At 39.5% G+C, this 14,136-nt stretch carries 14 protein-coding genes; 4 read left to right on the forward strand and 10 right to left on the reverse strand.

The annotated features are described in order from the left end of the window. Nucleotides 1-33: 33 nt before the first annotated feature. The 3 genes from BVH02_RS05175 to BVH02_RS05185 form a co-directional block, all read right to left on the reverse strand. Entirely contained in the window at nucleotides 34-1,335 is a 1,302-nt protein-coding gene (locus BVH02_RS05175) for a tetratricopeptide repeat protein (protein WP_086499930.1), read from the reverse strand. 104 nt (nucleotides 1,336-1,439) lie between these two features. Further along, nucleotides 1,440-2,723: a hypothetical protein gene (locus BVH02_RS05180; RefSeq protein ID WP_086499772.1), complete on the reverse strand. Its 1,284-nt coding sequence runs from the start codon at nucleotides 2,721-2,723 to the stop codon at nucleotides 1,440-1,442. Next, nucleotides 2,713-3,429, reverse strand: a complete 717-nt coding sequence (locus tag BVH02_RS05185; RefSeq protein ID WP_086499774.1) for a type III pantothenate kinase — start codon at nucleotides 3,427-3,429, stop codon at nucleotides 2,713-2,715. The genes BVH02_RS05180 and BVH02_RS05185 overlap by 11 nt, the downstream gene beginning before the upstream one ends. 104 nt (nucleotides 3,430-3,533) lie before the next feature. Between BVH02_RS05185 and BVH02_RS05190 the strand changes: the two genes are divergently transcribed. From BVH02_RS05190 to BVH02_RS05200, 3 genes are all read left to right on the forward strand, one after another. Further along, nucleotides 3,534-4,607, forward strand: coding sequence for an anhydro-N-acetylmuramic acid kinase (locus BVH02_RS05190; protein ID WP_086499775.1), 1,074 nt, complete (start codon nucleotides 3,534-3,536; stop codon nucleotides 4,605-4,607). A gap of 71 nt (nucleotides 4,608-4,678) precedes the next feature. Then, the gene (locus tag BVH02_RS05195; RefSeq protein ID WP_086499778.1) at nucleotides 4,679-5,905 is read left to right on the forward strand and encodes a Glu/Leu/Phe/Val dehydrogenase dimerization domain-containing protein; all 1,227 of its coding nucleotides are present in this window, start codon (nucleotides 4,679-4,681) and stop codon (nucleotides 5,903-5,905) included. A gap of 181 nt (nucleotides 5,906-6,086) precedes the next feature. Further along, on the forward strand, nucleotides 6,087-7,613 hold the full coding sequence (locus BVH02_RS05200) for a sodium:proton antiporter (protein WP_086499781.1): 1,527 nt from the start codon (nucleotides 6,087-6,089) through the stop codon (nucleotides 7,611-7,613). On the opposite strand, the gene BVH02_RS05205 is transcribed toward BVH02_RS05200, so the two are convergent. Next, nucleotides 7,610-8,197 carry a DNA-3-methyladenine glycosylase I gene (locus tag BVH02_RS05205; protein WP_086499782.1) on the reverse strand — a complete coding sequence of 196 codons (588 nt, stop codon included), beginning with the start codon at nucleotides 8,195-8,197 and terminating at the stop codon, nucleotides 7,610-7,612. The genes BVH02_RS05200 and BVH02_RS05205 overlap by 4 nt on opposite strands. An 87-nt stretch (nucleotides 8,198-8,284) precedes the next feature. On the opposite strand from BVH02_RS05205, the gene alr reads away from it, so the two are divergent. After that, entirely contained in the window at nucleotides 8,285-9,439 is a 1,155-nt protein-coding gene (alr, locus tag BVH02_RS05210; RefSeq protein WP_086499784.1) for an alanine racemase, read from the forward strand. Here alr and purU read toward each other — a convergent pair. The 6 genes from purU to BVH02_RS05240 form a co-directional block, all read right to left on the reverse strand. Further along, complete coding sequence (gene purU / locus BVH02_RS05215) at nucleotides 9,436-10,290, reverse strand: formyltetrahydrofolate deformylase (protein WP_086499786.1); 855 nt, start codon at nucleotides 10,288-10,290, stop codon at nucleotides 9,436-9,438. The two genes, alr and purU, sit on opposite strands and share 4 nt — an antisense overlap. A gap of 111 nt (nucleotides 10,291-10,401) precedes the next feature. Further along, nucleotides 10,402-10,815: a putative toxin-antitoxin system toxin component, PIN family gene (locus tag BVH02_RS05220; protein ID WP_086499788.1), complete on the reverse strand. Its 414-nt coding sequence runs from the start codon at nucleotides 10,813-10,815 to the stop codon at nucleotides 10,402-10,404. Further along, nucleotides 10,796-11,017 (reverse strand): hypothetical protein, encoded by a 222-nt coding sequence (locus tag BVH02_RS05225; protein ID WP_086499789.1) that lies wholly within the window; start codon nucleotides 11,015-11,017, stop codon nucleotides 10,796-10,798. Before BVH02_RS05225 ends, BVH02_RS05220 begins: the two co-directional genes overlap by 20 nt. Nucleotides 11,018-11,529: 512 nt before the next feature. Beyond that, nucleotides 11,530-12,267, reverse strand: coding sequence for a shikimate dehydrogenase family protein (locus BVH02_RS05230; protein ID WP_086499791.1), 738 nt, complete (start codon nucleotides 12,265-12,267; stop codon nucleotides 11,530-11,532). A gap of 102 nt (nucleotides 12,268-12,369) precedes the next feature. Next, a complete protein-coding gene (locus tag BVH02_RS05235; protein ID WP_086499792.1) occupies nucleotides 12,370-13,305 on the reverse strand; it encodes a DUF368 domain-containing protein in 936 nt (311 codons plus the stop codon). A 58-nt stretch (nucleotides 13,306-13,363) separates the two neighbouring features. Further along, a complete protein-coding gene (locus BVH02_RS05240; RefSeq protein WP_086499794.1) occupies nucleotides 13,364-14,134 on the reverse strand; it encodes a phosphosulfolactate synthase in 771 nt (256 codons plus the stop codon). Nucleotides 14,135-14,136 lie beyond the last annotated feature (2 nt).

Below are 14,136 nucleotides of genomic sequence, written 5' to 3' on the forward strand. Positions count from 1 at the left end.
CCCGAAGACTGCCTTTTTATATAATTTAATGAATTAATCTCTTGTAGCCAAAGAAACTGACTCACCTACCCAGCATCCTGTGCTAAGCGACTGACCAATTTGCATTCCTTCAGCAAAGACTTCTTCTTTTGATGGGAACTGAGCTCTAGCTTGAGCCATTCCTGAAGAATCTCCAGCTTTTTGATATGCATTATAGGCAGCAATGAAAACAGCTCTGTCTTTAATCACGCTTACGCCTCCCTTACAATCATTGAATGAGTTCATGTACATACCACCGATCATGGAGTAGATATCAGAATTTCTAGAAGGATCAAGGTTAGCAACTTCCTTAGCAGCAGATCTAGCAGCAGACTTCTTTCCCTGCTTCGCATAAATCTTAGCAAGCTCCATCTGAGCATCTGCTTTCTGCGTATTATTTTCTGCAAGTTTCAAGGCCTGACCCCACATAGCTTCAGCTTTATCAGAGTTTTCTTCTTGCATGTATCTCATTGCAATCACCTGAGAGGTAGAGAAAGAAGGCTCATTCGCATGCTTAATTTCAAGTGCTTGTAAGAATGCTTTTGTACTGTAGCATTTGTATTGTACAGAATAGTTGAAGATTTGAGTAGCTAAAGCTTCATTTGTTGGATCAGCAGCCAATTTTGGCCCCATTGTATTCTCAATGAAGTTACAATCAATCAGCTCCATAGCCGCCAAAATCTGTTCAGTCGTACCTCTAAGAGTTGCTATATCTTCTCCTTTTGCTTCGGCCTTATCAAATTCAGATTGGATGAAATTAAATTTTTCCAATACCTGCTCTGGAGTATAAGCACTATGGTATGCATAATTTCTATAAACTATATTAAAATAATAAGCATATAGTCCAGTAGTAACTAATCCTCCATTAAGTTCTATAGCTCTTTCAAAGTCTTTCGCAACGCTAGGGATTTTATCCTCATCACCTTTGAAATACTCATAGCCATAGTAGGCTTTATTCTCAATCCATTTCGCCTCATCCTTATAAATCTCACCTCTCTTGATAAAGATGGACATTACTGAATCCTGATACACACGCTTCTGTGCCTCATCAGTAGTGGCTTTTGAAGCAGCATCATAGATTACTACACCATTCTGATAGATAGATTCGTTAAGATTAGGCACATTCACAAGCAACCAGTTCAGTGGATGAGTAGCCTCTATAAACTGCTCAGAATCCTTATAGTCAGTATAGGCAGCATTTAATTCTCTAGCTTTTTTCTCTAGCGCTGGATCGGCAGGAAATTTAAAATCCTGAGCTTGAACCAGCCCGGCTACGAGCAGGGCAGCTATCCCTAAAATTGTAGATTTAATTTTCATTTTCATAATGGTTTAATTCGGCACAATTTAATCTTCATGTCTAAATCCGGCTTATGAATTCCGGACTTAACCATTTTGATTGTATGGTTTGGTTTGGTTAATTATTATTCAAAAACTCGTTTGTAAAACCAACTATTATCATTTAGTGATAACCCTAAAGTGAAGTTCACATAATTCTCTCGGATGAGGCCATTATCAGTGGTTCCTCGCTGTCCGACTTTCAAAGCGAAGTTCACTAATGAGAGTTGGTTTACAGGAAGTGAAGCTCCAAAGTTAATGCCAAGATCATTGATATTAGTAGAGTTCAAGTAATATGGTGTCTGCTGGTATTCCAAACCAATGCGATAAGTAGCTCTCTTAAGACCATTGTCTATATCTAGATAATCAGGCACAATCTGGAATCCCAATCCTACTTTAATTGCTTCCTTCAATTGTAATGGGTCATCTAACAAAGATCTATACTTTTTGAAATCTTGGTATTGGCCTTCCAAACCAATCACAAACTTATTGTTCTTCTCGTAGGTAACCCCGAATCCAAGGCGATCAGGGATATATATGCTGCCTGGTTCATCATTTGCGATCAAGTCACCATCTGTATCTGGACTGCTAGCTAAGCCGAATGATGCCAGCTTGGCAAAAGCTTTTCCATTAACATCCCCTAAGTGTTGATAAATGGCGCCTAAGTGTAATTTACTTTTGGCGTTCAATGGTAGGAAGTAATAAGCACCTGCTTTGATGCCTACATCACTAACTGTTAATCTTTCATAATATTCGGTAGTGGTACCGACTTGAGCACCTTCATCGTCAATTAGTGCCAAGCGATCCGTGCGAATTGTTGATCCAAATAAGTATGATCCTGTTACTCCTAAGCTAAAATTCTTTGCTATCACCATCCCATAAGAAAGATAAGCTTCCGAAATACCTCCATCACCTTCAATAGAATTCAAGGCGTTTACATTAGCATTATCTACTTGGCTTTGTATAAGCAGTCGATAATTCACACTCGTGATTTGATTCAAACCTAATCCGAGCGTCGCTTTGTTTACTTTCACTGGAAGTGAAAACGCGACATAAGACAAGCCTCCACCATCGACATCCGATGTCTGTGTGCCATTATTTGCAGCTATCTTCTTGTAATTAAGTGCAGCCTCAAAATTAAAAATTGAGTTTTTAGTACTCAGAGCGGGATTGACCACGTTAGGATTCCAAGCGGAGCCAAAACTGATCCCAAGTCCTCCCATAGCTTGATTACTGGTAAGACCGGAATAATTAAATTCTCCGATACCTAATGCACTATAGGTGGATGCACTGGACTGTGCCTGAGCTTCCGTAAATAAGAAAAGGGTGCATAGTACACCCAGCAATTGCAATTTGATTTTACTCAACATTGTGATTTAGAATAGAATTCAATCCGTATAGGACCAAATTTGGGACTACAAATATGAGGTCTTTTGCCATTGAATCAAAAGATTGGGCATCTCCGCCAGTAACAAAGACCTCGATTTCTGGAAATTTTTTAATGTATTCTTCGATTTGCCCTCGCAATTCGAACTCAATTCCACGCCAAATACCGATTTGCATACAAGTGATTGTATTATCGCCAATCAGTTCGGCGGGCTTTACTTTTAAATCTACTAAGGGCAATCTTGCGGTAAGATCATGCATTGCTTTAGCACGCATATTTAATCCAGGACTGATTGCTCCTCCTAAATAAGAATTATTACCATCGATCAAGTCAAAAGTAATACAAGTTCCCAAGTCTATTGCGAGAATTGGTCCGCCACCTCGCATAGACCAAGCTCCAATCGCACCCGCTATGCGGTCCAAACCTAAGCTAGCGGGTGTACCGTAAGCATTGTGAATAGGTAATGATGTCACATGACTGAGGTAAGTAAAGTTAAAGGTTAAGATAGCCTGCAGCTCATCTTGACTCCACCTTACCGAACTCACCAAACATTGGTCAAAAGCTATTGATTTCCAATAAGCTAATGCAGACTCAATCTCATTGAATGCTTCTTCCTGAAGCAGTTTTTCTCTTTCAAAGAGTGCACACTTAATTCTAGTATTACCAATATCTATGATCAGATTTGTCATTCAGATGATTTAATATCCTGCAAAATAGCCATTCAAAAAAAGCTGCACCTTTTATCTTTGTTAAATTATCTTTGGCTTGCTAAACACTTAACAAACTTTAACCCATGAACTCTACTCACTTTACCATGATCGGATTGATGTCCGGTACTTCTGGAGATGGATTAGATATAGCCTATTGCAGCTATGAGACTAATCCTCAGTGGTCCTACAAGATTATAGATGCGATTACAATCCCCTTTCCCTTAGAGTTAGGTCAAAAGCTTATGAATTCACATAAACTTTCGGCCTTAGAATTAGCACTATTGGATGTGAATTTTGGGAAGTGGATGGGAGAGAAAGTAAAGGAATACTGCATAGATAAGCAAATCGAACCAACTGCTATCTGTTCACACGGACATACGGTATTTCATCAACCTTCTAAAGGACTTAGCCTTCAGATTGGCAATGGATGGGCACTGCATCAAGCATCAGGTTTCCGAGTAATTAACGATTTCCGCATGAACGATGTACAGCTGGGAGGACAAGGTGCACCTTTAGTTCCCATAGGGGATCAATTACTTTTCCCTACAATTGATTTCTGCATCAACCTCGGTGGTATAGCAAATATTAGTATGGAGTCAGCAGGTAATCGTATCGCCTTTGATACTTGCCCCTTCAACTTATTGCTGAATACTCAGGCTAGTGCCCTAGGCGCCGATTTCGACAACAATGGAGCTTGGGCAAAAGTAGGAACACTCAATACATCCCTTTTTGAAGCATTGAATGCTCTTCCTTATTATTTAAAATCAGCTGCTAAATCACTAGGCAGAGAGGATTTGGAAAATGACTTCATACCCTTGATAAGTTCTAGTGGCCTATCGGAAAAAGACATCTTGAGAACTCTTGTAGAGCATTATGCATTTCAGATCGCCAAAATCATAAAGCTTCAAAGTAGAATAGACAAGCCTTCTGTGTTAATAACGGGAGGTGGAGCATACAATTCTTTTTTTATAGAGCGATTGAATAGCCATCTTGAAGGTAAGTGGAGTCATGCGGCAGCTACTTCTGAATTGATAGAATTCAAGGAAGCATTAGTATTTGGATTTTTGGGCGTATTACGTCTCAGAAATGAAAACAACGCGTTATCTTCCGTAACTGGAGCTAGTTCAGACTCTTCCGGAGGCGTTATATTTGGATAGCCGTCCATCAGACTTCCTGTAGCAAAAGAGGTTTATTTTTCTATTTTTGCCAAGATATAAACCCAAAATGCATGCAGGAATTACTTAAAAGATTTGAGAATAAAAAGCCCGAAATCACCTTTGAATGGAGCGACAACGAATCTGAAGCAGAAGGCTGGGTAGTGATTAATTCCCTACGTGGCGGGGCTGCTGGCGGTGGAACTCGAATGAGAAAAGGGCTAGACAAGCGGGAAGTAGAGTCTCTAGCCAAAACGATGGAAGTAAAGTTCACTGTCTCCGGCCCTTCGATAGGCGGTGCCAAATCCGGGATCAACTTTGATCCAAATGATCCTCGTAAGGATGAAGTACTACGTCGATGGTACAAAGCGGTGATGCCATTGTTGAAAAGCTACTACGGCACTGGAGGTGATCTTAACGTGGATGAAATCCATGAAGTGATTCCAATCACCGAATCTTATGGCCTATGGCATCCACAGGAAGGAGTGGTAAATGGGCATTTTCATGCTACAGAACCGGAAAAAATCAGAAAAATCGGCCAACTTAGACAGGGCGTTTCCAAGGTTTTGGAAGACCCTCTTTACACTCCAAACGGAAATAAAAAGTATACGGTAGCCGATATGATTACTGGATTTGGTGTGGCAGAAGCTGTTAGACATTATTACAAAATCTGGGGAGGAAATATAAAAGGTAAACGTGCAGTTATCCAAGGTTGGGGCAATGTAGGAGCTGCTGCAGCTTGTTTTCTAGCTGTCGAAGGCGTGAAAATAGTTGGAATTATCGATAGAGACGGCGGCGTGATCAATGAGGAAGGTTACTCATTAGACGAAGTTCGAGAGCTTTTCCTTTTTAGAAAAGGAAATAAACTCGTCGCCGACAATCAACTTTCTTTTGACGAGATAAATGAAAAAATATGGGATCTGGAAAGTGAAATTTTCATTCCTGCCGCTGCCTCTAGGCTTATTATGAAAGATCAAGCGGAACGAATGGTCAAGTCAGGATTGGAAGTAATTTCATGCGGTGCGAATGTCCCTTTTGCCGATCCTGAGATTTTCTTTGGTCCAATCGGCGTTTGGACTGATCGGCAGGTATCTGTAATTCCTGATTTTATTGCAAATTGTGGTATGGCTCGGGTTTTTGCTTATTTGATGAGCGACAATGCCGAAGTCACTGATATGGCAATATTCTCAGATGTAAGCAGTACAATTGAAAAGGCTCTGAAAAATGTCAATTCTAAGAACCCTTCTAAAATAAACCTAGCTGAAACTTCCTTTAATATAGCCCTAGCACAACTCGTGTAAAACTATACTTTGCCTTTGAACTGATGGAGTTAATTTTTGATTAATTCCATCAGATTGGTAAATTTTGATTGAACTGTATCCGGCAAAATCTGTAGTTTAGCAGAAGCCAAATTCGAATAGAAACACATATTTATTTGCTTAAATTAACCGAAAAGAACATCCAGCATACCCTATAAGCCTAATGAAGAATTTTATCTTTAGTTTCTCCATACTTTTCGGAATATTATTTTTTGGTGCAATAGAAACACAATCTGTTGTGGCACAAACTACCGATACTCAGCAAGTTTATCTTGCTCAAGCGGATCATTCTTCCGCTGATCAAGCAGCTTCTCACACCGTGATTTCTGCCGAGGCAGGAGAAGAAGCCCACCATATTGCTCCACTTTGGTTGGTCATTCCATTTGCTGCTTTATTACTTATGATAGCCACTGGACCCTTGTTTTATGAGCATTTTTGGCACAAAAATTATCCTAAAATTGCTGTAGGCCTCGCGCTTCTGGTAGTATTCTATTATTTATTTATTCTAGATAATGTGCATGCACCTGTCCACGCAATGGCAGAGTACATTCAGTTCATAGCACTCCTAGCCGCACTTTATATAGCTTCTGGCGGTATCTTGATAGAGATAGACAAAAAAGCCACACCAATGGCAAACGTCACTCTTCTAATCATTGGAGCTTTGATCTCAAACTTGATTGGCACCACAGGAGCTTCCATGCTTTTGATCCGACCTTTTATAAGACTTAATAAGGGAAATGTTCAAGCCTATCATATCATATTCTTCATCTTCATGGTGAGTAATGTTGGTGGATCTTTGACCCCAATAGGTGATCCACCTCTATTCCTAGGTTTCCTTAAAGGAATTCCTTTCTTCTGGACATTAGAGCATAACTGGCCAGCTTGGATGTTTGCACTTTCCGCATTAGCCATTGCATTCTATTTCATAGATAAGAAGTTAGGAAGAGCAAATGATGATTCTGAACTAGAAGAGACTGTTTACACGAACAAGTTTTCCATGATCGGGATAAAAAACTTTGGTTGGTTGTTTATTATAATTTGCTCTGTATTCCTTGATCCAAACGTAATTGAAGGCGTCCCTGCCATAGTTTATGATGGCCAAAAGTTCTCATATATCAGGGAAATTATCATGTTGTCTGTAGCATATCTGTCTTACCGGTTTGCAGACACACGAGCTATTAAAGGAAATGAATTCAATTTCGAGCCTATCCGGGAAGTGGCGTTTATCTTCGTAGGAATATTTGGCACAATGATGCCGGCCTTAGAGCTAGTGGGTACTTTCGCCAAATCACCAGAAGGTGCTGCTATGATTACGCACAACACGCTCTATTGGGGAACTGGAATACTCTCCGGATTCTTAGATAACGCACCTACCTACCTCAACTTCCTGGCAGCAGCTATGGCTTCCAAGGGCGCATCCATTGGTAACATTGAAGAAGTTCGCCAGTTTGCTGCAGATGGATACCATGATTCTGCATTTGAATTGATGGCTATTGCTATTGCCTCAGTATTCTTCGGAGCGATGACCTACATAGGAAACGGACCTAACTTCATGGTAAAATCCATTGCAGAACAAAATGGCGTTAAGATGCCTTCTTTCTTTGGCTACATCATAAGATTCTCCTTACCTATTTTATTGCCGCTCTTATTCCTAGTCTGGTTGTTGTTCTTTGCATTTGTAGAAGTTTAAACTTCTACAAATCGGAAACACGATTCTAAATGATCATTATATAGCCCAGTCGCCTGCATGTGCGCATAGACTGTTGTACTACCTAGAAATTTGAATCCACGCTTCTTAAGGTCTTTCGCTAGCAAATCAGATTCTTTAGTCGTGGCTTGAGCTTCACTCATGGACGTCAAGCGATTTTGAATGGGTTTCCCTCCCACAAAACTCCAGATGTATTTGGAAAAAGATCCAAATTCTTCTTGGACCATCATAAAGCATTTAGCGTTATTAATGGCGGCTCGGATTTTCAGGACGTTTCTGACAATGCCCGGATCTTGCAATAGTTCCTGTACGTAGCTTTCAGGAAACGTTGCAACTACTTTGTAATCGAAGTCTGCAAAAGCTTTGCGATAGCCTGCTCTCTTCTTTAATATTGTAGCCCAACTCAATCCCGCCTGAGCAGATTCTAAAATCATAAATTCGAAGTGAACTCGATCATCCCAAACTGGAACACCCCACTCAGTATCATGGTAGGTGACATACTCTTCGAAACCCAAACACCAAGGGCAACGGTTTTTTTGATCAGAAACTTGAAAAGTGTTTTTCATACCTGTGCATTTAAAGAATAAAATTAATCAAGAATTGGGATAAGGAGGTAGAGTGCCTTACTTTCTCGATTTAATTAGAATATAACTATGCTTGCTACTTCCACTCTTGAAATCAGCGCCAAGGCTTACCGACAAAATATACGCTATATACGTTCAGAAATAGGCCCAAAGCCTACAATATCTGCAGTGGTGAAAGGAAATGCATACGGACATGGCATTGCACAAATGGTAACAATAGCCGAAAAGGCAGGGATTCGACATTTCAGCACGTTTAGTTCAGATGAAGCCTGGGAAGTCTGGGAGAAATCAAAAAAAGGATCAGAAATCATGATCTTGGGTATGCTTCATCTCGAAGAGTTAGAAGAGCTTATTAGAAAGGGAATCAGTTTTTACGTTTTCGATTTTAACAGGCTTGAAAAAGCTATCTCAATCTCAAAGTCAATTGGTATTGCCGCTAAATTACATGTAGAAGTGGAAACTGGTTTTCATCGAACTGGATTTGATTGGATCCAACGAGAGAAGCTCGCAGAAATACTTTATTCGAATAAAGCGTTCATCTCTATGGAAGGACTTTGCACACATTATGCAGGCGCAGAATCCGTGAGCAATTTTGTGAGAGTAAAAAATCAGATCGCTCGCTATCACGAATTCAAAGATTTTTTCGCTAGCGCAGGGTTAGGTTTCAAAACCTACCATACAGCTTGCTCTGCAGCTACACTTATTTTTCCGGAAACGATCATGGATATGGTGAGAATTGGAATCGCTGGCTATGGGTTTTGGCCTACTAAAGAAACGTTTTTCGCGAAGCTGAATTCACTTCCTAAGGGAAACAAAAACCCTCTCAAACGGCTGATTACTTGGAAAAGCACTGTAATGAGCCTTAAGGCGGTGAAAACTGGAGAATTTGTTGGCTATGGAAATAGCTATATGGCCTTAGAAAATATTCGCCTGGCGATCGTGCCAGTAGGTTATGGGCATGGCTATAGTCGGCTCCTTAGTAATCAGGGGATGGTGCTGATAGGTGGACATTATTGCCAAGTTGTGGGTACTGTCACGATGAATGCCATCGCAGTGAATGTGACCAAAATAAAAGAGTTGAAAATAGGAGATGAGGTAATCCTTATTGGCAAGCAGGGAGGAAAGGAAATTACGGTATCATCTTTCTCCGAGTCGACACAACAAGTGAACTACGAAATGCTAACCAGGTTGCCGAAGGACATTCCCAGGAATATCATTCCTTAATAGAAAATTACTGTCTTGTTTTTGATCGCCATCACCTTGCGATCGATATGGTATTTGATGGCTTTTGAAAGGGTTACTTTTTCCACGTCTTGACCGATCTGTACTAATTCAGTGACGGTATTGTGATGCCTCACTCGAGCTACTTCTTGCTCGATGATCGGGCCAGCATCTAGTTCCTCTGTCACATAATGAGCAGTGGCACCGATGATTTTCACACCTCTTTCGTAGGCAGCATGATATGGTCTAGCTCCTACAAATGCCGGTAAAAAAGAATGGTGGATATTGATAATTCGATTAGGAAAATGCGTTATAAACTCCTCCGATATAATCTGCATATATCTCGCTAACACGACAAAGTCAATTTTATTAGCCTTCATCAGAGCTAACTGATTAGCTTCAGCGGATGACCTTGTATCTCTAGTAATTGGGATGTAATGAAAAGTAATCCCAAAAGCTTCTACGATCTGTCTCAAATCCTCATGATTGGAAACAACCAAGGGAATATCGACATCAAGTTGCCCTGCATGATGCCTGCCTAAAATATCAAAGAGACAATGGGAAAGTTTGCTGACGAAAATCGCCATTCTTGGCTTAGGGAAGTTGAAATGAAGCTTGAACTCCATCTCAAATCGCTCACCAACTTCTTCCTTAAATCGAGAAGCAATCTCATCTTTCTTCAAAGAAAACGAATCTAATTCCCAAGCCGCTCTCATGAAAAACATACCCATTTCCTCATCCACGTGCTGATCCACTTCCAGAATATTTCCTTCATAAGAATAAAGAAATCTGGAAACTTCGGCGACGATTCCCTTTTGATCGGGACACTGAATGATGAGTATGGCTTTTTTCATGTTTCAATGGTTTGCTTAGCTGTAAAAGATTAAATGCTGAATATTCCATGTGCTCCGATCTTTCCTAAAGCACTGAATTCCTTTCCTGTTCAGTGAATAACAATTCCATGATCATTTTTTGGCAAAATAATCGGCAATAGTTAAGATTTCCGTCTCATTCAGTTTTTCTAAAATCAATAAATCTTTGTCTCCTGTTATTAAATGTGATGCTTTCCCGTCATTGGCCAATGCCAAAAGAAAATTATCTTTAGGATCACGACATATTTGAAAAGAGGATGTTACCAAAATAAATTCAGCTTGTGTTCTAATTTTTGAAATTAGGCTCTGAAGATCTGTTGTGGAAAAGTATTTTTTGAATTTAGGCCTTTGAGTTACTTCTAAAAATTCATCCAAAAGTTCTTGGCTAAAAAGCAAAGTGAGTTTGCCATCTTTAAACAGTTGATCAACTTTGGAAAAATCTTTGGTTAAAAGAAAACTCACCAAAATATTGATGTCTAAAATAACTCTATGCTTTTCCCTTGGCATAGCGCTTAGATCTCACTAATTCAACCTCCTTGGTTATCTCTTCTAAAGTCGGTGGATTAATTGCTGCTTTTTTCCTAAGTCTTTTCACTACAGCCATAAAAGGGTCCTTCGAAGAATCAGCTATAGAAATGAGGTTCAAGTCCGCGAGTTCTCGCAGCAGTTTTTCAGCTTTAGGATTCAAAATTTCTACTTGATAAGTCATAGCATTTCAAATTTACAAAATTGCGACCAATTCTTAATTCAGGAATGTTTACCACTTGGCTTACAGCTTTTTATGCAGTTTATATTTTTTTGTAGAGCGTTTTATTTTATGATTTCGTCTAAAAATACTTCATTATAGAAATTGCCATTCCCAAATATAGATTGAGCCTTGTATAGAATTTCCTCAACGCTTTTTCATTCAGTTATGTTCTTTCCATAAAGGTCATCTGGTATAACATACGAATAGTTATAAACGCTATCAATTCCTTGGTCGGAGTCATTGTAAACTTCGTGATAGACAAGAGTGAATGAATATTTTTCAGGTCTAATTTATATCCATTTTGGTATTTCATGCTCGCCACTATTGCCAGTTCCTTAAAACTGTTCAATGTTTTTCCTTTTATTAAGTTGGGCTTTAATTTGAAATATGTCCAAATTTTTCATTTAGTTATAAATGCTTTAGAACACATTTATTGACGCTACTTCGGTCATTCGTCATCGGTCTTCCAGCTTTCACGAATTCCAGATCTCCCAAGAAGCCTCAGCCTGTAGAATTAGCATTTCGTGACCATTTTTGGTTTTGCCTCCAGCATCCAAACAAGCTTTCATCAACGTAGTCACCGGAGGATTATAGACCAAATCATACACAAAATGCGCAGCTGAAAACTGCTCTAAAGGAATAGCAGGAATACCTTCCTCATTTGGAAAAGTGCCAAGTGGAGTTGTATTGATAATCAAGTGATGATTCTTCATGATCTCAGGGTCTGAGGCCAGATCTTCATAGGTAATTTGATCCTCATCTTCTGAACGGGATACATTCAGGAAATCAATATCCAAATCTATCAAAGCCTGCTTAATGGCTTTAGATGCTCCTCCAGTTCCCAAAATCAAAGCTTTTGGCTTTACACCACCAAGCCAAGGAGAAAGTGAATTTTTGAATCCTATGTAATCAGTGTTATAACCTGTGCGAATTCCATCCTGAATATGAATGCAATTTACCGCGCCGATTTCTTCACAAACTTCATCCAAATCATCCATCAAGGCAATTACATCTTCCTTGTGGGGGATAGTTACGTTGATACCTTCTATTTCTGGGTCATCGCTTAATATCTCTTCTAGATCACGTGCATTTGGAATATCATATAGCTCATAAGAACAGTCTGTTATTCCTTCTTTATCAAATTTTTCAGAGAAAAATTTCTTCGAAAAAGAATGTGTAAGTGGATGTCCGATTAATCCGAATTTTCTCATCTGTTTATTAATTGATTTTCAAAATTCATCCAGATAGCAATCGGGAGGATTCTGGCATATTGGAAATTCATCACACGTTGTGACGTTTAATTTGTAATCGTTTTATGCTTTTTTTAAATATACTGCTAAGCGCTCTATTCCAATTACTAACAATATTCCAAAAGCAAAGGCCGCAAAAGCCAGCATCAATTTTGGTTCGAAACCAGTTTGCTCCAAATAAGCAGAAGGAAGAAGATTTTCAGTCAAAAATGGTTTTTCCTCTCCGCTGGAAGACTTGCGGTAAGCTGTGACAATCTTCCAAGGCCAGAGTTTATTTATGGAACCTAACATAAAACCTGAGAGTAGCCCAATAGTAATAGAATAATACCGCTTTAATAACCAAGAGATCACCCTACTAAACGATAAAAGTCCAACTATACAACCTAATGCAAATACTGCTAAGGTGACAAAATTACGTTCAGAAACTGCATTCAGGATAGGTTCATATTTACCTAAAATCAGAAGAATAAAACTTCCACTTATACCCGGCAGAATCATCGCGCAAATTGCAATCGCTCCGGCTACAAAGGTAAACCAAAGTGCATCTGGACTGTTAGATGGTGGCAAATCAGTAATCCAATAAGCGATGATAATTCCGAAAATAAGTGCGATTATTACTCCTATACTCCACTTTTTGATATCCTTCAGAATCAAAAATGCACTCACCAATATCAATCCGCAGAAAAAAGACCAAAGTGGAATAGGATGCTCGTCCATCATGTAGGTGATGACCTTGGAAAGGGAGAAAATACTCGTCATAATCCCAAGGAAAAGACTAAGTAAAAACGCGCCATTCACTGCCTGAAAGAATGCCTTGAACTCAAACTTGAACAAAAGTTTAAGGTTTTCACCATTGAAGGAATTGATACTTTGAAGGAGCTCTTCGTAGATACCCGTGATCAACGCAATAGAGCCGCCTGAAACTCCTGGTACAATATCCGCCGCACCCATTCCCATACCTTTTAGGTAAGTGAAAATATATTTCCTGATAGAATCCATGGTCAAAAATAAAGGCTGATTGGAATAATCCAACCAGCCTGTAATGAGTTGTGTTGTGTTACAATTTAATTTCTCCCAAAAAGTGGTCGAATGTATCGCCTCTTAAGCCTAATCGGATAGTCTCCAAAGGAATTATTTCAGAAGGACTAATATTACCAAGATTCACATTAGCACCGATCAGCTTGATAAACCACACTTGCTGAGATTTGATAGGAGCTTCCCAAATAATTCTTTCTTCGGGAATCTGAGTGAGAATTTCTTCAACAAGTCCCTGTCTTACTTCTCCAGAATCTCTAAAAAGTCCCACATTTCCACCTTCTCTAGCTTCTCCGATTACTTTCCAAGCACCAGCATCCAGTTCTTTCCGCATCTGCTCAATCCACTTGTATGGAGGAATGATCTTCGCAGCATCTTTAGATCCAACTTCAGAAAGCACCGTTACTTGCTTAGCTAGTGTAGTGATGTATTCACATTTCTTATCGTGATTCAATGAAATAGAACCATCTGACACCTCAGCGAAAGAAAGGTCATATTTATCCAAAAGTTTTCTGTAATCGTCAAATTGACCTCTTACAAGAAAAGCTTCGAAAAGTGTCCCTCCCAAATAAACAGGGATACCCGCTGCTTTGTAAATAGCTAGCTTTTCATTTAAATTTTTGGTCACATAGGAAGTAGCCCATCCTAGCTTCACGATATCTACAAAGTCAGAACAACTTTCTACAAAATCTTCTGTGGCACGTAGGCTTAGGCCTTTGTCCATGGCCATGGTAAATCCCGTGGTTCGTGGCTTGTCAGTACGAACGGGGATATTATTCAGCTCATAATTCATTA

This window comes from Algoriphagus ratkowskyi (assembly GCF_002150505.1).
Taxonomy (GTDB): Bacteria; Bacteroidota; Bacteroidia; order Cytophagales; family Cyclobacteriaceae; genus Algoriphagus; species Algoriphagus ratkowskyi.